This window comes from Promicromonospora sp. NPDC050249 (genome assembly GCF_040656015.1).
In the GTDB taxonomy this organism is placed as follows: Bacteria; Actinomycetota; Actinomycetes; order Actinomycetales; family Cellulomonadaceae; genus Promicromonospora.
In genome coordinates, this window is the sequence record NZ_JBFAKY010000015.1 from 77,686 (window position 1) to 97,671 (window position 19,986).

Genomic DNA, 19,986 nt, shown 5'->3' on the forward strand with positions numbered 1-19,986 from the left:
TTCACCCGGACGGCACACACAGGCGCAACGGAAGCACCCTACCGGGATGGTGGGTGAATCGGCCTTGATTTTCAACGGGCAGAACTACCCATAGTCCGGTCCGGATTGTACGAGTCTGTCGCGCGAGCGTCACGAAAAGTCGGGGGGCGACTCACCACGTGACGCGGGTCGAGTCGCCCCAGACGTCGGTGTCGACCCAGACCTGCGATCCTGGGCTGCCCCAGGAACAGGCGAGCTCGGCGTCAGTGTCTCCGTTCGCGTCGAGCACGAGCGGGTTGCCGAACCGGTCGTTGCGGTCACGGTTGCGGACCCCGTCGGTGAACGTCGTGGGATAGAAGTCGTCACCGTCGGCGACGCACCGCACCCTGAACCCCGCGCCGGGCGTGCCGTTGCTCACGACCACCCTGACGTAGTTCTTGCCGCTCCCGGCGCTCGCGCCCTTCTGAGCCTGCACCGTGCGGTTCGAGGCGTCGCTGCCGGTCGTGCCGGTCTTCTCGGCCCAGGCACCACATCCTGCGATGTTGCAGCTCCGGGCCTGGAGCCGGTAACTCTTGTTCGGCCCGGTCGGGACGTTGATGCGGGTGGTGGGGGACCTGCTGCCGGAGTCCTCCGCGTCGCCGGTCATGATGAACTCGGTGCCCGTCACCTCGCGCCCCCCGGTGTTGGTCGCCGCCCAGACCGAGAAGTAGCCGTCGTCGCTGCGGTCCCTCGTCCAGCCGAGCTCCGGCTTGCCCGGCACGGTGTACGGGTTCACGGCGTTCGAGCGCGGCGTCCAGTCGGAGCACGTATAGGCGTTGCACGCCCGCACGTCGAAGGTGTGGTCCCGGCCGTTGCTCAGACCGCCGAAGGTGTACGGGGAGCCCGATGTCGTCTTCTCGGTCGAGCCGTCCGCGCGTACCTCGTAGTGGGGATCGTTGCCGCGGAACTGGCTGATCTCACCCCACTCGACGCGCGCCCTGCCGTCGGTCTCCTCACCGAGCGCCGCTCTCGGGGTCCCGGGTACGAGCGGGGTGCCGTACGGCTCAAGCGCGGCGGACCGGGCGCTCGCCGGCGACCTGCCCGCCTTGTTCTGCGCGGTCACCGTGAACTCGTAGGAGGACCGCTGGTCCAGCTCCCGCAGCTGCTGCGACGTGCCGGAGACCTTCAGCGTCCGCACCTTGGTCCCGTCGCGGTAGACGTCCAGGTAGTACCGCGTGACCGGAGCACCGTTGGTCACCGGGGTGGTCCAGCGTACGGCGATCTGCCCGCCCACTGCCGCGTCCAGCCGTGAGGCCTTCGGCGCGCCCGGCTGGGCCGGAGGCGCCGCGGGCGTCTCGGGAGCAGACGCGTCGGACCACTCGGACGGGTCGGGGGCCGCGTTCCGTGCCTGTACCCGCACCGTGTAGGCCGTGCCGTTCCGCAGCCCTTCCCAGACGGTCCGGGTGCCGTCGAGGCACGTCTTCTGGATCTTGCCCGACGGCGGTGCCGGGCTGATCTCCAGGTTGACGCACTCGATGGGTGACCGGTCCGTGTACGTCCGGTTCTTCCACGACACCGTGAGCTTCTGGTCGCCGAAGCGCAGCGTCGGAGCCGTCGGCGGTTCTGGCTTCTCGTCCGGCCGCGCCTCCTCGGACGCCCTCGACTCCGTCGACGTGCCCACCTCGTTCCTCGCCGCCACGGTGAACGTGTAGACCTGTTCGTTCGTCAGGCCGGTGATCGTGCAGGTGGTCGTGGGACAGGTCGTAGCGGCGCCCCTGCTGGGACGCACGCGGTACTCGGTGATCTCCGCGCCGTTGTCCGACGGCGGGTCCCAGCTCAGCACCACCGTCCGGGACCGCACCTCCTCGACGACCGGCGGACGCGGCGTCTCCGGCACGCCGAGCACCGTCATCCGGACGGTTCCCTCGACCTCCCGGGCAGGCTCACCCGTCGCGTCGGCCACCCGGTAACGCACCACGGTCACCCCGTGGAAGCCGGCGGGCGGGGTGACCGTCACGCTGTCGCCGGACGTCTCGACGGTTCCCTGGCCGGACTCGCGCTGTGCCGATACGAGCCGCAAGGGCTCCTCGGGGAACGGGTTCACGTCGTTGTCCAGCACGTCCACCGTGGCCGGCTCGCCCTGGTGCGCATCGCGGACCTCGTCCGTGTTGGCCCGGGTGAGCGGTCGTGTCGAAGCCACCACGGTGACCGCGAGCTGCCCGGCGACCGGCGGGTGCTTCCCGTCGGTCACCGTGAGGTCGACAGTGGCCCTTGTACCCTTCGGCAGGCCGGGCTCCGCCGTCACCAGGACCGTCGTGCCCTGGACGGCGAGACTCAGCCCGTCCGCGCCGCCGTCGACCGCCACGGTGAGCGGGTCGTCGTCGGGGTCGGTGGCGAAGCGGGACAGGTCGAGCGCCGTCTCCTCACCCGCTACCGCCTCCAGCGCGGGGGTGCCGGTGATCTCCGGTGGCTCGTTCGCACCGGGCAGCACGTCGATGGGCAGCGAGAGCACGGCGGTACGGCCCTCGGGATCATCGGCGCCCTTGCCATCGGTGAGCTCGAACGTCACCGCCGCCGGACCCGAGTAGTCCTCGTACGCGGTGTAGGTGATCCCGGCCGGACCAGTGACCTCGTGGGTGCCCTCGGTCGCCGCGACCTTCGACTCGTCGGTGATCCGCGGCACCCGTCCCTCAGCGACCACCACGTACTCGGTGAGATCCAGCGGGGTCGGCTCGCCCGCGAGCACCTCCACCGGCTCCAGGTCCTCCCGCAGCCGGGGCAGCGAACCATCCCGCGGCACGCGGAGGAACGCCTTGCCCGTGAGCCCGTCCGGGTCGGTGACCTGGTAGGTGATGACCTGTGGCCGCTCCGTGAGCCGCACGGCGATCTCACCGGCCGCGGTCACCGCGGCGCCGTCCGGCCCCTGGCCGGGGACGGTGACCTCCAGGTCCGCTGCGAGCCCGTCCGGGTCCAGGTCGTTGCCCGTCACGTCGACCCGCACGGTGCTCGACGTGACGTCCTCGGGGGCGACTGCGTCGTCCCGCGCGATGGGGCGCAGCAGGGGCGCGTCCCGGACGGCCTGCACGGTGATCGCGCCCGTGGCCCGGGCCGCGAACGAGTCCTCGATGCCGTAGTAGAACGTGTGCGTCCCCTCGTCGCGGGGTGCGGTGAGGACCACCAGGTCGTCCACCACCTCGGGGTCGAGGTCGTCAGCTCCTTCGAACGACTTCGGCACCAGGCCCACCTGGTCGCCGTTCGGGTCGGAGTCGTTCGCGAGCGCCTCGACACCGACGGTCCGGCCTGGCCGCACCAGCACCTCGTCGTCCACGGCGAGCGGTGCCTGGTTGATCTGCGGTGGCCTCGCCACGCCGATACGGACCGTGCCGCCCGCCGTGGCGCCGCGGGTGTCCGTGACGGAGTAGGTGAGCCGGTCCTCCCCCGCGGCATTCGAGGACGCCGTGTACTCCAGGTAGCCGTCCACGATGTCGACGGTGCCCATGGCCGGCGGCGACGTGACCGCTTCGAGCTGGACGTGGTCTCCGTCGGGGTCGCTGCCGTCCAGCGGCAGGGCCACACGGGTGCTCGCCCCGGCCAGCACCCTGGCGGTCACGTCGGGCGGCTGAGGGGCGACGTTCTCGTCCTTGTCCACGATGGTGACCGTCACCTGCGCGGAGTCCTTCTGACCGTGCGCGTCGGTGACCTCGTAGACCAGGTGGACGGTACCGCTCTGTTCCGGCCCCGCCTTGAACCGCACCGCGTCCTCGGACACGAAGGCCTCACCCGCGTCCGGCTGCTCCATGAGGTCCCCGGCGAGGGTGAGCTCCAGCCCGTCCGGGTGGGTGTCGTTGCCCAGCACCGGCACGGTGACGACGTCGCCGGCGTGCACCGCTGCCTCGTCGGGTGAGGCCTCCGGCGGGCGCAGCGTGGTCCCGGCCGGCACGGGCACCACCCGCACCTGCCCGACGGCGGTCTCGGTACCGTTCGCGGCCGTGTACTCGATGATGACGGGATCGTCCGGGCGCTTGACCTCGCTGACCCGCAGCACGTGATGGCCCAGCACGGCGGCGGTGACCGGGGCACCGTCGGGCAGCGTCACCGACTGCACCACCAGCACGCCGCCTGCCGGGTCCGTGTCGTTGGCCAGCACGTCGACCAGGGCGGAGCCGCCGGCCGGCAGCAGCACGGTGTCCGTCACGGTGATCGGCGTGCCGGCCTGCTCGGGTGGCTCCAGCACGTCCACGCGAACCAGCCCCAGCGTGGCGTCCGGGCCGTCGCTGACCTGGTAGGCGAGGTCGTAGCTGCCCGGTTCCTGGCTCACGAAGCGGAACGAGCCGCTGGCGTAGTTCGGCGTGATGGTGGCCGGTGCCTGCTCCGCGACGTCGACCAGGCGGAGCCGGTCGCCGTTGGGGTCGGTGTCGTTGGTCAGGGGATACACGGTCACGGGCTGTCCGGCGGGAACCGCCACGTGGTCGCCGACGGCGACGGGCGGCTCCTGGGAGGCGACCACGTCGATCAGGAGCTTGCCCTTCCCCACTGCCCCGACGCTGTCGCTGACCGTGAGGTCGACGATCTTGCGGCCGGTCGCGCCGCCACCGTCGCGGAACTCGATGGTGCCGTCGGGACGGTATCGGACCTCGTCGGCGGCGTCACCGGTGCTCGCGCTCGACAGCACGAGGTCGTCGCCGTCGGGGTCGCGCCAGTACGGCAGCACCTTGATCGTCGCCTTGCCGCCCTGCGCCACCCGGAGCACCGGTTCGCCGTCGGACGCCGGCAGCTCGTTGGAGTCGGTCGGGACCACACGGACCCGCACCTGCGCGCTCGCCGTACCTTTTCGGCCATCGTCCACCTTGTACGTGAAGGTGAACGAGCCGGTGGCGTCGGAAGGGATGTGCGCCTGGAGGGCGAGGCCGTCCAGCACGCGGTGCACGGTGACGCCCGTAGCCCTGTCGGGCTGTGTCGCCACCGACACCGTCATGACATCGCCGTCAGGGTCGGTGTCGTTGCCCAGCACGTTCAGGACGGTGGTGCGCCCGGCGCGCACACCGAGGTCGTCGTCCTGCGCCTTCGGGTCCCGGTTGGGCTGGTCCCGGTCCGCCACGAACTGGTCGACCAGCTCGGGGGTCGTCGTCTCCGACTCCGCCTCCTCGCGCTCCGCCTGCTCGGGCATGGCGAGGTCCCAGTCGTCGACCATCTCGAACTCGTCCGCGGCCATCCACAGAGTGCCCGCCGAGATGTCGTTCAGCACCACGACACTGCGGTTCACCCGGTACGCGAGCTCGCCCTCCACGCCCTCCAGGTGCTCGTCCACGTCGTGGTCGGTGCCCGGGCAGTCGCGCACCACCTGGCCGGTGCCCGACCACGCACCGTACGTGCAGGTGCCCACCTGGACGGGAGCCGCCGGGACCCCGTCGGCCACGCGCGTCGTCGGCTCTCCGCCGGCGAGCGGCTGGGCGACCAGTCCCTTCGCCGTGCCCACCATGACCGACCGCTGCTCGTCCGACGGCTGCTGCAGGCGAGCCTCCGCGCCACCCCGCAGGCCCACGACCTGGCCGTCGGGCAGGACGAGCGTGGACGCGGTCCGGTCCAGCACCACCGGCTCGCCGCCCACCGCGGTGAGCTCCAGCTCGGCGTCCTCCGCGACGGGCAGCTCGCTCCCGGTGACCTCTCCCGGTGCTCCCTGCGTACCGGTGTCCACCCGGTAGAGGGTCCGGTCCCCCGGGACCGCCACGAATACCGTCCCGTCCTTCGCGACGGCGAGCGACCCGCCCGTACCGACCTCCAGGACGGGCTCGAGCTCTTCCTCGTCGAAGGACGTCACACCGTCGAACGGCAGCACCCACAGGCGTCCGCCCTCGGGATCCAGAACGGCGGTGGTGTGGCCGCCCGACGCGACCCGCGCGCCGTTCGGGACCTGTATCTCGCCACCGGACACGAGCTGGGCGGGGTCGATCGGACTCGCGGAGGAAGCGCCTTTGTCGGTCAGCAGGACCCGGTAAGCGTCCTGCTGCACGTCGAACGTCGAGGAGCCCGCGAGGAGCGTGCCGTCCAGTGCCCGCGCCTCGTAGTTGAAGCGACCGACCTTGCCCGACGCGGTCTGCGTGACCCAGACGCCGGAGTCGTTCAGGTCGAGCTCTACGGTGGCCTCACCGTCCTGCAGGAAGGCGAGGGCGGCGAGCGCGCCGACGAACAGGGTCACCAGCACCCAGGACACCACGAGACCCGGTGCCGCCCCGACCTTCGCCTCGTCCTCCGCCACCCCACCGCTCCTTCGACAGGCTGCATCCTAACCAGTTGCCGAGTGTGCGAGCGGCAGAAGGACAGCTTGTTTTCACCAGGAGAAAGCCGTCAGACCGCCCGATCCGCCAGCACCTGGGCGAACTGCTCCAGGGACTCCTTGACCGGGCCCTCCGGCAGCGGCGCCAGCTCGGCGGAGGCGGCACGCGCCCACTGGACCGCGAGCTGCCGCGTCTCCGCCAGGACGGCGTGCGCACGCAGCCGTTCCAGCGCGGCGCTCAGCGCCTCGTCGGACGAGAGGTCGCCGTCGAGCGTGGCGAGCAGGTCCCGGTCCGCGTCCGTTGCGGCGTCCGACGCGACGTGCTGGCGCAGCAGGAGCACGGGCATGGTCGGCACGTGCTCGCGCAGGTCGGTCCCGGGCGTCTTGCCGGAGGTCTCACCGGACGAGGCGACGTCGAGCACGTCGTCGGCGAGCTGGAAGGCGACGCCCACCTTCTCGCCGTACGCGCCGACGGCCTCGATCTGCTCCTTCGGCGCTCCGGCGATCATCGCGCCCAGGCGGGCCGACGCCGACAGCAGCGACGCCGTCTTGTCCGACAGCACCTGGAGGTAGTGGGCGACCTGGTCCTCGCCGTCGTCGGGGCCCATCGTCTCGTGCAGCTGGCCCAGGCACATCCGCTCGAACGTCCTGGACTGCAGGATCACGGCCTCGGGGCCGAGCTCCGCGACGCGGGCGGACGCCCGCGCGAACAGCATGTCGCCGACAAGGATCGCCACCGAGTTGCCCCACACCATGTGGGCCGACGGCGCCCCGCGCCGCATGGGCGCGGAGTCCATCACGTCGTCGTGGTACAGCGACGCGACCTGCGTCAGCTCGACCACCACCGCCGCGTCGACGACGCCCGGCGCGGCGCCGTCACCCAGCTCACCCGTGAGCAGGGTGAGCAGGGGACGGAACCGCTTGCCGCCCGCGTCGATGAGGTGCCGCGAGGCGCCGTCGGCCAGCTTGTCCGCACTGGCGACGGCCTCGAGGAGCGCGTCGTCGACCCCCGTCAGCCGCTCCGCGAGGCGGGATGCCAGCTCCGGGTCGGAGATCGGCAGGCCGAGCGCGGTCGGATCGGGCAGGTTCGACGGAGCGGCCGGAGAAGCCGACGCGGACGTGCCCGTCGTCGTCTGGGGCGGCAGCGGTGCGGAGGTCACGGCACGAACTTACTTGCCTGTTCCACCAGAGAGAGAACCGGGGACGGGAAAGCGCCGAGAATCACTGTCGCGATCGCGCACACGGCGATGGCAACGGCGGCCGGTCCACGGGACCGGACCACTGTCACCACGACGCGCTGCGCGGTCGTGACCTGGACCTTGGTCAGGGTGGCCGCCGCGGTTCCGCCCGTCACCACGCTACCGCTGGTCGAGACCTCGGCCTCGCCCGGCTCGGCTCCTGGCGCGGTCTCGACGAGCGCGACCTGCGACTCCGCGGGCTCGTCCTGAGCCCGCTGAAACACCATGACCACCAGGAGCCGCAGGTAGAACGCGACGGCGACCACCGAGGCGAGCACACCGAGGACCGCGAGCCACCACAGGCCGCCCGTCGTGGCACCGGTGAACGCGCCGAACTTGGCGATGAACCCCGCGGTGAGCGGGATGCCCGCCATCGACAGCAGGAACAGCGCGAAGGCGGCGGTGAGCCACGGGGCCTTGCGGCCGAGCCCTGCCCACTGCGTGATCTCCGTCGCCTCGCCGAGCACCACGCCGTCGTCGCCGACCGGGCCGTTGTCCTCGCCGGACCCCGGCGTGATCCGGCGCTCACGTACCAGCGTGACCACGCCGAACGCGCCGATGGTGGCGATGCCGTACGCGAGCAGGTAGAAGAGCGTGGACGACTGCACCTGCGAGTTGAAGCCCGCGATGCCCACCAGCAGAAAGCCCGCGTGGGCGATCGACGAGTAGGCGAGCAGGCGCTTGACGTCGGTCTGGACGGACCCGATGACCGTGCCCACGGCCATCGTCAGGACCGCGACCACGACGATCACGATCTGCAGCTGTCGCATGATCTGCGGGTCCACCGCCTGCACACCGATCGTGATGCGGTACAGCACCTCGACGAGCGCCGCGACGGCCGCCACCTTGGTGCACGCGGCCATGAACCCGGTGATCGGGGTGGGCGCACCGGTGTAGACGTCGGGCGTCCACGCGTGGAACGGCACGGCGCCGACCTTGAACAGCAGGCCGACCACGACGAGCAGGACACCGGCGACGAGCAGCACGCTCATGCCCTCGAGCGGCAGGCCGCCCTGCTGCACGGCCTGGGCGATCTCCAGCAGGCGCACCGTGCCGGCGAACCCGTAGATCAGCGCGACGCCGAAGATGAACAGCGCCGAGGCGAACGCGCCCAGCAGGAAGTACTTGGCCGCTGCCTCCTGCGACAGGAGGCGGCGCCAGCGTGCCGTCGCGCACAGGACGTACAGCGGGAGCGACAGCACCTCGAGCGCGATGAACATGACGATCAGGTCGTCGGTGGAGGCGAACAGCATCATGCCGCCCGTCGCGAACAGCAGGAGCGGGTAGATCTCCGTCTGCTCGAGGCCGGAGCGTCGGGCCAGGTCCTCGTACGAGGTGCCGGGCACCGCCGAGGCCGCCGGCGCGAACGCGTCCTGTCCGGTGGCCGTACGGTCGGCGACCACCAGCACACCCAGGAAGGCCAGCACGGCGATGATGCCCTGTGCGCCGAGCGCGAAGGGGGTGAGGGTCAGGCTCCCCCCGACCACCTGCACGGGCTGCACCACGATCTGGGGCCAGAGGATCGCGACGAACACGAACCCGCCGGCCAGCGCGGCGAGGGTCAGCACTATCTGGGTCACACGGCGGGCCCTGGCGGGCACGAACGCCTCGATGAGCACGCCGGCCACGCCCGCACCCAGCACCACGAGGAGCGGTGCGAGGGCGAGCCAGTCGATCTCGGGTGCCACGAACTCGGTCACTTGTCGCTCCCCATCTGCGTGGCGGCATCCGCCGGTTCGTCGACCGTCGTGAGGGCCACCGACTGCTCGGCCGGCGCGTTCACGTAGGTCAGGGCCAGGCCCGGTACAAGGCCGAGCACCAGCAGTCCGACGACGAGCGGTGCCGCGACGATGCGCTCACGCCTGCCGAGGTCGGGCAGGGCTTCGAGCCCAGCGGCCGGTGCTCCCGTGAAGATCTTCTGGTACGTCAGCAGCACGTAGACCGCTGCGAGGACCACGCCGGGGATCGCCGCGATCGCCCACGCCGCCGAGCCGTCCGGCGTCCCGTTGAACGCGCCGATCAGCACCATGATCTCGCTGACGAACGTCGCCAGGCCGGGCAGCGACAGCGTCGCGAGCCCTGCCACCAGGAACGTCCCGGCGAGCACCGGCGTGACCGACCGCAGACCGCTGTAGGCCGCGATCTTCTGCGACTTCTCCGGGTGCCGGGACACGAGGAACCCGGCCACCAGGAACAGCGCGCCGGTGGCCAGGCCGTGGTTGAGCATCATGAAGCTCGACCCGGCGGTGCCCAGCGGCGTGAAGGTGAAGATGCCCAGGATGATGAACCCGAAGTGGCTCACGGACGTCCAGCCGACCAGCCGCAGCAGGTCGGTCTGCATGATCGCCATGATCGCGCCGTAGAGCACGGAGATCACGGCGAGCGCGATCACGAACGGCGCGGCCCAGCGGGACGCCTCCGGGAACAGCGGCAGGCACAGGGTCAGCATCCCGAAGGTGCCGACCTTGTCCAGGACACAGATCAGGAGGGTCGAGGTGCCGGGGGTGGCGTTCCCCGCGACGTCGGGCAGCCAGCTGTGCACCGGCACCATCGGCGCCTTGATCGCGAAGGCGATGAAGAACCCGACGAACATCAGGCGTTCGGCGGTGGTGCCGAGGTCGACCGCGACGAGCTCGTCCACGAGGAACGCCCGGCTCGGGTCGACGCCTGCGCCGACAGCGAGGAAGTACAGCGCGATGACCGCCGCGAGCATGATGAGCCCGCCGCCCAGGCTGAACATCAGGAACTTGACGGCTGCCTTACGCCGTCCTGCACCCTGCCCGAACCCGCCGATCAGGAAGTAGGCGGGGATCAGCATGGCCTCGAACAGCACGTAGAACAGGAACACGTCACGGGCGCAGAACACCGCGACCATGAACGCCTCGAGCAGCAGCACGAGGCCGACGAACCTGCGCAGGCGCACCTCGTCCCGCCCCTGCTCCTTCCAGGCGGCGAGCAGCACCAGCGGCACGAGCACCACTGCCAGCGCGACGAGCAGCAGGCCGACACCGTCGACGGCCACGGCGTACGAGACGCCGATCTGCGGGATCCACGCGTAGGTCGCGCCGAGCTGGTGCTCGGCGGCGGCGCCCGGGTCGAAGGCGACGAACGTACCGACGAGCAGTGCCACCTCGACCAGCGAGAACACGAGCGCGATCGGCCGGGCAAGGCCGACCCCAGCGCTCGCCGGGCCCGTGCGGGAGCGGCCGAGCGCGCTGAGACCCACCAGGGCCGCGCCGACCAGCGGCCACGCGATGAGCGCGGTCAGCCAGGGAAACATCTCTCCTCCGATCACTGGGCACCACCGAGGCCCGACACGAGCCAGGCGACGGCGGCGATCACGAGGACGCCGCCCGCCATGCCCGCCGCGTACGAGCGGACGTAGCCGCTCTGCGCCTTCCGGAACACCGCGCCGAACCACGACACGGTCTGGGGCAGGACGCTCCAGCCGCGGTCGACGACGTCACGGTCACCTACCTCGACCAGGCGGGCCACCCCGTGCGCCGGCTTCAGCACCAGCGTCTCGTTGGCGGCGTCCTGGTACAGGTCCCTGCGGGCCGCCCGGGTCAGGACGGAGCCGCGCGGTGCCTCCTCCGGCACGAGGGAGACGGCGTACATCCGGAACGCCAGCAGCGCCCCGAGCACCACTACCGTCAAGGTGGCCCCGATGATCACGGGCACCGGGAGCACCGGCTCGTGGTGCTCTGCGTGCCCCACCACCGGCTCCAGCCAGGTGACGAACGTGCCGCCCATGCCGAGCACCAGGCCCAGCGCGGCCGAGCCGACACCGAGGAACACCAGGGGCCACCACATCAGCGGCGAGCCCTCGTGCGGGTGCTGGTTCTCGGTCCAGCGCGGACGGCGCCCGCCGAACGTCATGAAGAACAGACGGGTCATGTAGAACGCGGTGATCGCGGCGCCGAGCACCGCCACCGAGCCGAACACCCAGGCCCGCCACGGCTGGCCCTCGACGGGCATGAAGGCCGCCTCGATGATCCCGTCCTTCGACCAGAAGCCGGAGAACGGCGGGATACCGAGGATCGCGAGCCAGCCGAGACCCATGGTGATCCACGTGATCGGCAGGAACCGCGACAGGCCGCCGAAGCGCCGCATGTCGGTCTGGTCGTCCATGGCGTGCATCACCGAGCCGGCGCCGAGGAACAGCCCGGCCTTGAAGAAGCCGTGCGTCAGCAGGTGGAAGATCGCGAACGCGTACCCGGCCGGGCCGAGACCCGCCGCGAGCATCATGTAGCCGATCTGGGACATCGTGGAGGCGGCCAGCGCCTTCTTGATGTCGTCCTTCGCGGTACCCACCACCGCACCGAACAGCAGGGTCACCGCGCCGACGATCACCACGACGAGCTGCGCCGTCGGGGCGGCCTCCAGGATCGGCCCGGAGCGCACCATGAGGTAGACGCCTGCGGTGACCATCGTGGCGGCGTGGATGAGCGCGGACACCGGCGTCGGGCCGGCCATCGCGTCACCCAGCCAGGCCTGCAGCGGGAACTGCGCCGACTTGCCGCACGCTGCGAGCAGGAGGCACAGGCCGATCGCGGTGGCGGTGGGTTGGGAGAGCGAGCCGACGACGTCGTCGGACAGGGTGGTCCCGAAGTCCAGCGCGCCGGTGTTCGCGAAGAGCAGCGCCATGGCGGCGATGAGCCCCATGTCGCCGATCCGGTTCATGACGAACGCCTTCTTCGCCGCCACCGCGTTCTCGCGGGCGGAGGGCCGCCCCGTGTCCCAGAACCCGATGAGCAGGTAGGACGCCAGGCCCACGCCCTCCCAGCCCACGAAGAGCAGGAGGTAGGAGTCGGCGAGGACGAGCGTGAGCATCGCCGCGACGAACAGGTTCAGGTAGGCGAAGAACCGGCGCCGGTGCGGGTCGTGGTCCATGTACGCCACGGAGTAGATGTGGATGAGCGTGCCCACGAAGGTCACGAGCATCACGAAGGTCATGGACAGCGGGTCCAGCCGGATGCCGAGGTCCACGTCGAGGCCACCGGCGGACAGCCAGGTCCACAGGTGGTGGTCGACCGATCGCTCCTCGGGGGGTGTGCCGATCATGCGGAACATCAGGATGATGCCGATGACCCCGGAGGCGGCCGAGGCCAGCACCCCGAGCCAGTGGCCCCAGCGGTCGGTGGCCTTGCCACCCAGCAGGAGGATCGCCGCGCCGATCAGCGGGATGCCGACCAGCCAGGGGGCGAGCCCGATCACGTCGTTCACGTGTCTACCCTTCAGCCCTTGAGCAGGTTGACGTCGTCGACCGAGGCCGAGCGGCGGGTGCGGAATATCGTCACGATGATGGCGAGGCCCACGACGACCTCGGCCGCTGCGACGACCATGACGAAGAAGGCGAGCACCTGGCCCGTCAGGTCGCCGTGCAGCCTGGCGAAGGTGACGAACGCGAGGTTCGTCGCGTTGAGCATGAGCTCCACGCCCATGAACACGACTATCGCGTTGCGGCGCAGCAGCACGGTCGTCGCCCCGATGGCGAAGAGCACGGCGGCCAGGACCACGTAGTTGGTGATGTCCATCAGGCGTCCCTCTCCGACTCGGTGGTCGCGCTCGCCGTCGTCCCGCGGGTCGAGCCTGTCTTCTCGCGGTTCGAGCCGGTCGTGACCACCACCGCCGGGCCGTGCGGCGCCGGCCGCTCCTGCCCGCGGATCCGCAGCACACGCGACACCGACTGCGGCACCTGCTCGCCGTCCGGGCCGAGCGCCGGCGTGTCCATGGCGTTGGACCGGGCGTAGACGCCGGGCGGCGGCAGCGGGGTGAGGACCACGCCGTCGGGCAGCGCCTTGATCCGTGCCTCGGCCACCGAGGCCTGCGTCTGCTTCGGCGTGAGCCGGCGCCGGTGCGTCAGCACCAGCGCGCCGACCGCGGCGGTCACGAGCAGGACGCCCACCGCCTCCATGGCCAGCACGTAGTCGCCGAACAGGACGCGTGCCAGCGCCTGCGGGTTGGCGACCCCACCCGGGTCGCCGCCGTTCAGGCCGACGGCGGGCGGGAACGTGGCGTTCGCCACGACACCGCCGAGGATCGCCGCCAGGCCGATGCCGATGAGCAGGCCGATCCAGCGCTGGCCCCTGATCGTCTCGGTGAGCGAGTCGGACGCGTCGACGCCGACGAGCATCAGCACGAACAGGAACAGCATCATCACGGCGCCCGTGTACACCACCACCTGGACGACGCCGAGGAACGGCGCCTCCTGCGCGATGTACAGGATCGCCATGCTGACCATGACGAACACGAGGCACATCGCCGCGTGCACCGCCCGCTTCACGAACAGCAGGCCGAGGGCGGCGAGGACCATGAGGGGCGCGATCGCCCAGAAGAGGACCGTCTCGCCGCCCGAGATCTCGAGGCCGGTGGGGGTCACGCGTTCACCTCCGTGCCACGGGGCCCGCCGGTCAGGTGGGCGCCGGCGTGCGCGCCGGACGGGTCGACGGTCTCGGCGGGGTCGACTCCGGCGTCGGACCGCACGGAACCGACGGCCGCCGCACCGGCCGACTTCTCGGCGACGCCAGGGCCCTCGTCCGGACGCAGCTCGTGCTGCCTCGGTGTGGGCGCAGGGGCCTTGCCCGTCGCCGCGGCCTCCGCCGCGTCCAGCGTCGGGTCGTCGGGCCGCTGCTCGCGGACCCAGTCGACCTGCGCCGCCGTCGGGCCCAGGACGTCACCGCTGTAGTAGTTCGTGTCCGTGGTGCCCTCGACCATCGGGTGCGGCGCGGCCAGCATGCCCTCGGAGAGCGGGGCCAGGAGGTCCTGCTTCTCGAAGATCATGCCGGCGCGCGTCTTGCCCGCCAGCTCGAAGTCGTTGGTCATCGTCAGCGCGCGCGTGGGGCAGGCCTCGATGCACAGCCCGCAGAAGATACAGCGCAGGTAGTTGATCTGGTAGACGGCGCCGTACCGCTCGCCGGGGCTCATGTGGGCCCCGTGGGAGTCGTCCGCGTTGACGTCCAGGCCCGCGTTCTGCGGCAGGGCCGCGTTGGACGCGCCCTCCACGTAGATCGCGTCCGCCGGGCACGCCCACGCGCACAGCTCGCAGCCGATGCACTTCTCCAGCCCGTCGGCGTACCGGTTGAGCTGGTGCCGGCCGTGGAACCGGCGCTGGGTGGGGACCTTCTCGCGCGGGTACTGCTCAGTGACCGTGGGCTTGAACATCGACGACAGCGTCACGCCGAAGCCCGCGACGGGGGCGAACATCTCCCCGATGGGCCCCGGCTGGGGCCGCAGGGGCTGATAGTCCTGTTGCTCACTCACCGTGGACCTCCTTTCCGAACCGCTTGGACGGGGGCAGCTTCTCGCCGGGCAGCGGCGGCACCGGGAACCCGCCGGCGAAGGCGTCGACCGTCGCCTTCTCGGTGTCGGCGCCCTTGCCCGAGCCCGGTGGCGCTTCCTTCTTCTCTGGCCAGAACCACATGACCGCTATGAAGACGATGGCGCCTCCGACGATCACGGGGATGAACTGCTGGTAGGTGACGCCCTGGATGCGCTGCAGCCACTGCACGACGGCGAGCACGACCACCCAGGCGAGCGCGACCGGGATGAGGACCTTCCAGCCGAACACCATGAACTGGTCGTAGCGCAGGCGCAGCAGCGTGCCGCGCACCCACACGAAGAAGAACATGACTGCCCAGAGCTTCGCGAGGAACCAGATGACGGGCAGCCAGCCCTCGTTGAGGGCACCGCCGAGGAACGCGTCGGGCACCGGCGCGCGCCAGCCGCCCAGGAACAGCGTGACGCAGACCGCCGAGACGTTGAGCATGTTGATGTACTCCGCCAGGAAGAACCAGGCGAACTTCATCGACGAGTACTCGGTCATGTAGCCCGAGACCAGCTCGCCCTCGGCCTCGGGGAGGTCGAACGGCAGGCGGTTGGTCTCGCCGATCATCGAGATCACGTAGATCACGAACGCGGGCGCCAGCGGGATGAACCACCAGATCTGCGTCTGGCTGTCCACGATCTGCGACGTCGACATCGACCCCGCCATGATGAACACGCTCACCAGCGACAGGCCCATCGCGAGCTCGTAGCTGATCACCTGGGCCGTCGAGCGCACGGCGCCGAGCAGCGGGTAGGTCGACCCGGAGGCCCAGCCGCCCAGCACGATGCCGTAGACGCCGAGCGACGCGGCGGCCAGCACGTACAGCACCGCGACGGGGAAGTCGGTGAGCTGCGCCGGGGTGGTCCAGTCGGTCCAGAAGAAGGACACGCTCGGCCCGAACGGGATGACGGCGAACACCAGCAGCGAGCAGAACACCGAGATCATCGGCGCCAGCAGGTACACGAACCGGTCCGCCCGGGTCACGGTCATGTCCTCCTTGAGGAGGAGCTTCATGGCGTCAGCGAGCGACTGCAGCAGGCCGAACGGCCCGTGCCAGTTGGGTCCTGGGCGCACCTGCATCCGCGCGACGACCTTGCGCTCGAACCAGATGGCGAAGAGCACGCTGGTCAGCAGGAACACCACGATCAGCACGGCCTTCACGATGGAGGCCCAGATGGTCTCCTGCGAGAAGTCGGCGCTCACGCCGGGTGCGGCCGCGGCCAGTAGCACGGGGTTCATCGGGCCGTTCCTTCCGAGCGATCCGCGACGGCGGCGGCCACCGTGACGGTGACGAGGTCGCCGGCCGACGCGCCGAGCGTGTCGTGCACGCGGCACGCGGCACTGTTGAGCGGCAGCCACACGACGCCGTCGACCATCCCGTCGGTGACGACGGCGGGCACCTCGACGGCGCCGCGCTTCGTGCTGATCGCGACCCGGTCGCCGTCGGCCACACCGAAGCCCGCCGCGGTGGCGGCGGACATGCGGGCGACTGCCTGCTTGGCCGTGCCGGCGAGGAACTGCTCGCCGTCCTGGCCGCGCCCCGCGTCGAGCAGGAGCCGCCAGGTGGCGAGCACCGCCTGCCCGAAGCCGACGGCGGGCGGTGCGGCCGGTGCGCCGCCCTGGACCGTCAGACGGTCGCCGGTCCAGGCGCTGTGCTGCGTCATGGCGATGGAGAGGTGGGCCTCGGCCGGCGATGCCGCCTGCAGGTCCACACCCAGGTGCTGGGCCAGCACGTGCAGCACGCGGTGGTCGGGCAGGGCGCTCGACTCGAGCGCGGCGCCGAAGGACCGCACGCGGCCCTCCCAGTTCCAGTACGAGCCCGCACGCTCGACGGGCGGTGCGACGGGCAGCACGACGTCGGCCCGCTCGGTCACCTCCGAGGCGCGTACCTCGAGACTCACGACGAACCCGCCGCGCGCCGATGTCGCGTCGAGCGCCGCGCGTGCGGCAGCCGGGTCGGGCAGGTCGGCGAGCTCGACGCCGCCGACGATCGCGCCGCCCAGCGTGCCGTCCGCCAGCGCCGCGAGGATGCCGGCGGTGTCGCGGCCGGGGGTCTCGGGGACCTCGGCGCCCCAGGCCTCGGCGACCTGGGCGCGTGCTGCGGCGTCCGCCACCGGGCGGCCGCCCGGCAGCAGGTCGGGCAGCAGGCCGGCCTCGACGCCGCCGCGCTCACCCGCGCGGCGCGGGATCCACGCGAGCCGCGCGCCCGTCGCCTCGGCGAGGCCGACGGCAGCCGCGTACGCGCCGCGCGAGCCCGCGAGGCGTTCGCCCACGAGGATCACGGCGCCCGGCTGGGCCAGGGCACTGGTGTCGATGTCGGACGTCGGTGCGTCGGCCGGGGACAGTCCGCCGCCCAGGGTGGTCGTGAGGCTGGTCAGCCACTCGGCCTCCGTGCCGGGCGCGGCGGGCAGGAGCGTGCCGTTCAGGCGGGTCAGGCCGCGGGTGGCGTAGGGGGCGATCGAGAAGACCTTCGTCCTTGCCTTCCCCTGCGATCCCTTGCGCAGCCGCAGGAACGTGATGCCCGCTTCCTCCTCGGCCTCCAGGCCGACGAGCAGCACAGCGGGCGCCTGCTCGAGGTCGCCGAACGTGACGCCCACGCCCGACCCGGCGACGACGTGGGCAAGGAACGCGGCCTCCTCGGCGGAGTGCACGCGCGCACGCTGGTCGACGTCGTTGGTGGCCAGCGCCGTGCGGGCGAAGCGCGACCAGGCGAAGGCGTCCTCGACGGTGAGCCGGCCGCCCGGCAGCACGCCGACGCCGCCGCTCTGCCTGGCCCTGGCCAGCCCTGCGGCCGCGACCTCGAGCGCCTCCACCCAGGACGCGGGGCGGAGCTTCCCGCCCTCCCGGACGAGCGGCGTGGTGATGCGGTCGGCTGCCGACTGCCAGGTGAACGCGAAGCGGTCCTTGTCGGTGATCCACTCCTCGTTGACCACCGGGTCCTCGCCCGAGAGCCGGCGTAGCACCTGGCCGCGGCGGTGGTCGATGCGGATCGCGGAGCCGCAGGAGTCGTGCTCGGCGATGCTCTCGGTGCTGACCAGGTCGAAGGGGCGCGACCGGAAGCGGTAGCCCGCCCCGGTCAGCGCGCCCACCGGGCAGATCTGCACGGTGTTGCCGGAGTAGTAGGAGGAGAACGGCCGCCCGGAGGTGTCCGTGGTGGCCTCCCCGACCGGGCGGTCCACGGGGCCGACGGGCTCGCCCGCGAACCCGAGCACACCCTCGTCGAACCGGCCGATCTGCTGGTGCGCGCCGCGGTCCTGCAGCGCGATGAACGCGTCGCCGGCGATCTCCTCGCTGAACCGGGTGCAGCGCTGGCACAGCACGCAGCGTTCCCGGTCGAGCAGGATCTGCGTCGACAGGGCGATCGGCTTGGGGAAGGTGCGCTTGACGTCCACGAACCGTGTGTCGGTGCGGCCGTTCGACATCGCCTGGTTCTGCAGGGGGCACTCGCCGCCCTTGTCGCACACCGGGCAGTCCAGCGGGTGGTTCATGAGCAGGAGCTCCATGACCCCCTGCTGTGCCTTGTCCGCGACGGCGGAGGTGTGCTGCGTCTTGACGACCATGCCGGGCGCGACGGTCATGGTGCACGAGGCCTGCGGCTTCGGCATGGGCCGCACGTTGCCCTCGCGGTCCGGCATGGAGACCTCGACGAGGCACTGCCGGCAGGCCCCGGCGGGCGCCAGGAGCGGGTGGTCGCAGAACCGCGGGATCTGGATCCCTGCCTGCTCGGCGGCCCGGATGATCAGCGTGCCCTTCGGGACGCTGACCTCCGTGCCGTCGATGGTGAAGGTGACCAGGTCTGCCGGTACGGCCTCGGTCTTCGGGTTGTTCGTGGTGACGGTCATCGGTGACCTCCGGCGCCGGCGCCCGCGAGGGCCGCCGCTGTCCGTGTCTTGGGGGTGTAGGGGAAGAGTGCCGAGGCGCTCGGGTCGAACGGGCAGCCGTGGCCGTCGATGTGTGCCTGGTACTCCTCGCGGAACAGCTTGATGCTGGAGGTGATCGGCGAGACGGCGCCGTCGCCCAGCGCACAGAACGCCTTGCCCAGGATGTTGTCGCACAGGTCGAGCAGCAGCTCGAGGTCGCCGTCCTGGCCCTCGCCCGCCTCGATGCGGTGCAGTACCTGCTTGAGCCAGTAGGTGCCCTCACGGCACGGGGTGCACTTGCCGCACGACTCGTGCGCGTAGAAGTCGGTCCACCGGCTCGTCGCCCGGACCACGCACACCGTCTCGTCGAAGATCTGCAGCGCGCGCGTGCCGAGCATCGACCCCGCTGCGCCCACCGACTCGTAGTCGAGCGGGACGTCGAGGTGCTCGGCGGTGAAGATCGGCGTCGACGACCCGCCGGGGGTCCAGAACTTCAGCTCGTGCCCCTCGCGGACGCCGCCCGCCAGGTCGAGCAGCTCGCGCAGCGTGATGCCGAGCGGCGCCTCGTACTGGCCGGGCGTGGTGACGTGCCCCGACAGGGAGAACAGGCCGTGCCCCTGGGACTTCTCGGTGCCCATGGCGGAGAACCAGTCGGCGCCCCTCGCCACGATGGCAGGAACGGAGGCGATGGACTCCACGTTGTTCACCACCGTTGGCCGCGCGTACAGGCCGGCGACGGCGGGGAACGGCGGCTTGAGCCGCGGCTGGCCGCGCAGGCCCTCGAGCGAGTCGAGCAGCGCCGTCTCCTCGCCGCAGATGTAGGCGCCGGCCCCCGCGTGCACGGTGACGTCGAGGTTGAAGCCCGAGCCCTGGATGTTCTTGCCCAGGTAGCCCGCCTTGTACGCCTCCTCGACGGCGTTCAGCAGCCGGCGGTAGACGTGCAGCACCTCGCCGCGCACGTAGATGAACGCGTGGTCGCAGCCGATCGCGTAGCTGGTGATCGCAACGCCCTCGATCAGGTGCTGCGGGCTGGCGAGCATGAGCGGGATGTCCTTGCAGGTGCCCGGCTCGGACTCGTCGGCATTGACGACCAGGTAGCGCGGACCGCCGTCGGGCTGAGGCAGGAAGCCCCACTTCATGCCCGTGGGGAAGCCGGCGCCGCCGCGGCCACGCAGGCCCGAGTCCTTGACCGCCTGCACGATGTCCGCGGGCGCGGTCCTCAGGGCCTTCTTGAGGCCCGCGTAGCCGCCTGCGCGCTCATAGGTGGCCAGGCGCCAGGAGCGGTCCTTGTCCCACGTGTCGGTGAGTACCGGTGTCAGCGTCGCGATG

The 19,986-nt window shown here is 71.3% G+C and carries 11 protein-coding genes; all 11 read right to left on the reverse strand.

Translation table 11 applies throughout. From position 1 onward, the window contains the following. Positions 1–151 precede the first annotated feature (151 nt). Positions 152–6,214, reverse strand: a complete 6,063-nt coding sequence (locus tag AB0I32_RS14345; RefSeq protein WP_357507010.1) for an Ig-like domain-containing protein — start codon at positions 6,212–6,214, stop codon at positions 152–154. Between the two features lie 89 nt (positions 6,215–6,303). Next, positions 6,304–7,392: a polyprenyl synthetase family protein gene (locus AB0I32_RS14350; protein WP_357507012.1), complete on the reverse strand. Its 1,089-nt coding sequence runs from the start codon at positions 7,390–7,392 to the stop codon at positions 6,304–6,306. Then, positions 7,389–9,170: an NADH-quinone oxidoreductase subunit NuoN gene (gene nuoN / locus AB0I32_RS14355; RefSeq protein WP_357507014.1), complete on the reverse strand. Its 1,782-nt coding sequence runs from the start codon at positions 9,168–9,170 to the stop codon at positions 7,389–7,391. Before nuoN ends, AB0I32_RS14350 begins: the two co-directional genes overlap by 4 nt. Then, positions 9,167–10,750 carry an NADH-quinone oxidoreductase subunit M gene (locus tag AB0I32_RS14360; RefSeq protein WP_357507016.1) on the reverse strand — a complete coding sequence of 528 codons (1,584 nt, stop codon included), beginning with the start codon at positions 10,748–10,750 and terminating at the stop codon, positions 9,167–9,169. Before AB0I32_RS14360 ends, nuoN begins: the two co-directional genes overlap by 4 nt. Positions 10,751–10,761: 11 nt before the next feature. Then, positions 10,762–12,687 (reverse strand): NADH-quinone oxidoreductase subunit L, encoded by a 1,926-nt coding sequence (gene nuoL / locus AB0I32_RS14365; protein ID WP_357507122.1) that lies wholly within the window; start codon positions 12,685–12,687, stop codon positions 10,762–10,764. Between the two features lie 20 nt (positions 12,688–12,707). Further along, complete coding sequence (nuoK, locus tag AB0I32_RS14370; RefSeq protein WP_116673522.1) at positions 12,708–13,007, reverse strand: NADH-quinone oxidoreductase subunit NuoK; 300 nt, start codon at positions 13,005–13,007, stop codon at positions 12,708–12,710. Further along, positions 13,007–13,852, reverse strand: a complete 846-nt coding sequence (locus tag AB0I32_RS14375; RefSeq protein WP_357507018.1) for an NADH-quinone oxidoreductase subunit J — start codon at positions 13,850–13,852, stop codon at positions 13,007–13,009. Before AB0I32_RS14375 ends, nuoK begins: the two co-directional genes overlap by 1 nt. Continuing rightward, positions 13,849–14,676 carry an NADH-quinone oxidoreductase subunit NuoI gene (gene nuoI / locus AB0I32_RS14380; RefSeq protein WP_357507124.1) on the reverse strand — a complete coding sequence of 276 codons (828 nt, stop codon included), beginning with the start codon at positions 14,674–14,676 and terminating at the stop codon, positions 13,849–13,851. The genes AB0I32_RS14375 and nuoI overlap by 4 nt, the downstream gene beginning before the upstream one ends. A gap of 49 nt (positions 14,677–14,725) precedes the next feature. Continuing rightward, a complete protein-coding gene (gene nuoH / locus AB0I32_RS14385) occupies positions 14,726–16,036 on the reverse strand; it encodes an NADH-quinone oxidoreductase subunit NuoH (RefSeq protein ID WP_357507020.1) in 1,311 nt (436 codons plus the stop codon). After that, positions 16,033–18,639: an NADH-quinone oxidoreductase subunit G gene (locus tag AB0I32_RS14390; RefSeq protein WP_357507022.1), complete on the reverse strand. Its 2,607-nt coding sequence runs from the start codon at positions 18,637–18,639 to the stop codon at positions 16,033–16,035. The genes nuoH and AB0I32_RS14390 overlap by 4 nt, the downstream gene beginning before the upstream one ends. Beyond that, positions 18,636–19,985 carry an NADH-quinone oxidoreductase subunit NuoF gene (gene nuoF / locus AB0I32_RS14395; RefSeq protein ID WP_357507126.1) on the reverse strand — a complete coding sequence of 450 codons (1,350 nt, stop codon included), beginning with the start codon at positions 19,983–19,985 and terminating at the stop codon, positions 18,636–18,638. Before nuoF ends, AB0I32_RS14390 begins: the two co-directional genes overlap by 4 nt. Position 19,986: the final 1 nt, after the last annotated feature.

Bases quoted from the DNA above. Each gene is read 5' to 3' on its own strand.
- AB0I32_RS14390 (WP_357507022.1), bottom strand. From the start codon at position 18,639: ATGACCGTCACCACGAACAACCCGAAGACCGAGGCCGTACCGGCAGAC.
- AB0I32_RS14360 (WP_357507016.1), bottom strand. From the start codon at position 10,750: ATGTTTCCCTGGCTGACCGCGCTCATCGCGTGGCCGCTGGTCGGCGCG.
- nuoH (WP_357507020.1), bottom strand. From the start codon at position 16,036: ATGAACCCCGTGCTACTGGCCGCGGCCGCACCCGGCGTGAGCGCCGAC.
- nuoK (WP_116673522.1), bottom strand. From the start codon at position 13,007: ATGGACATCACCAACTACGTGGTCCTGGCCGCCGTGCTCTTCGCCATC.
- nuoI (WP_357507124.1), bottom strand. From the start codon at position 14,676: ATGTTCGCCCCCGTCGCGGGCTTCGGCGTGACGCTGTCGTCGATGTTC.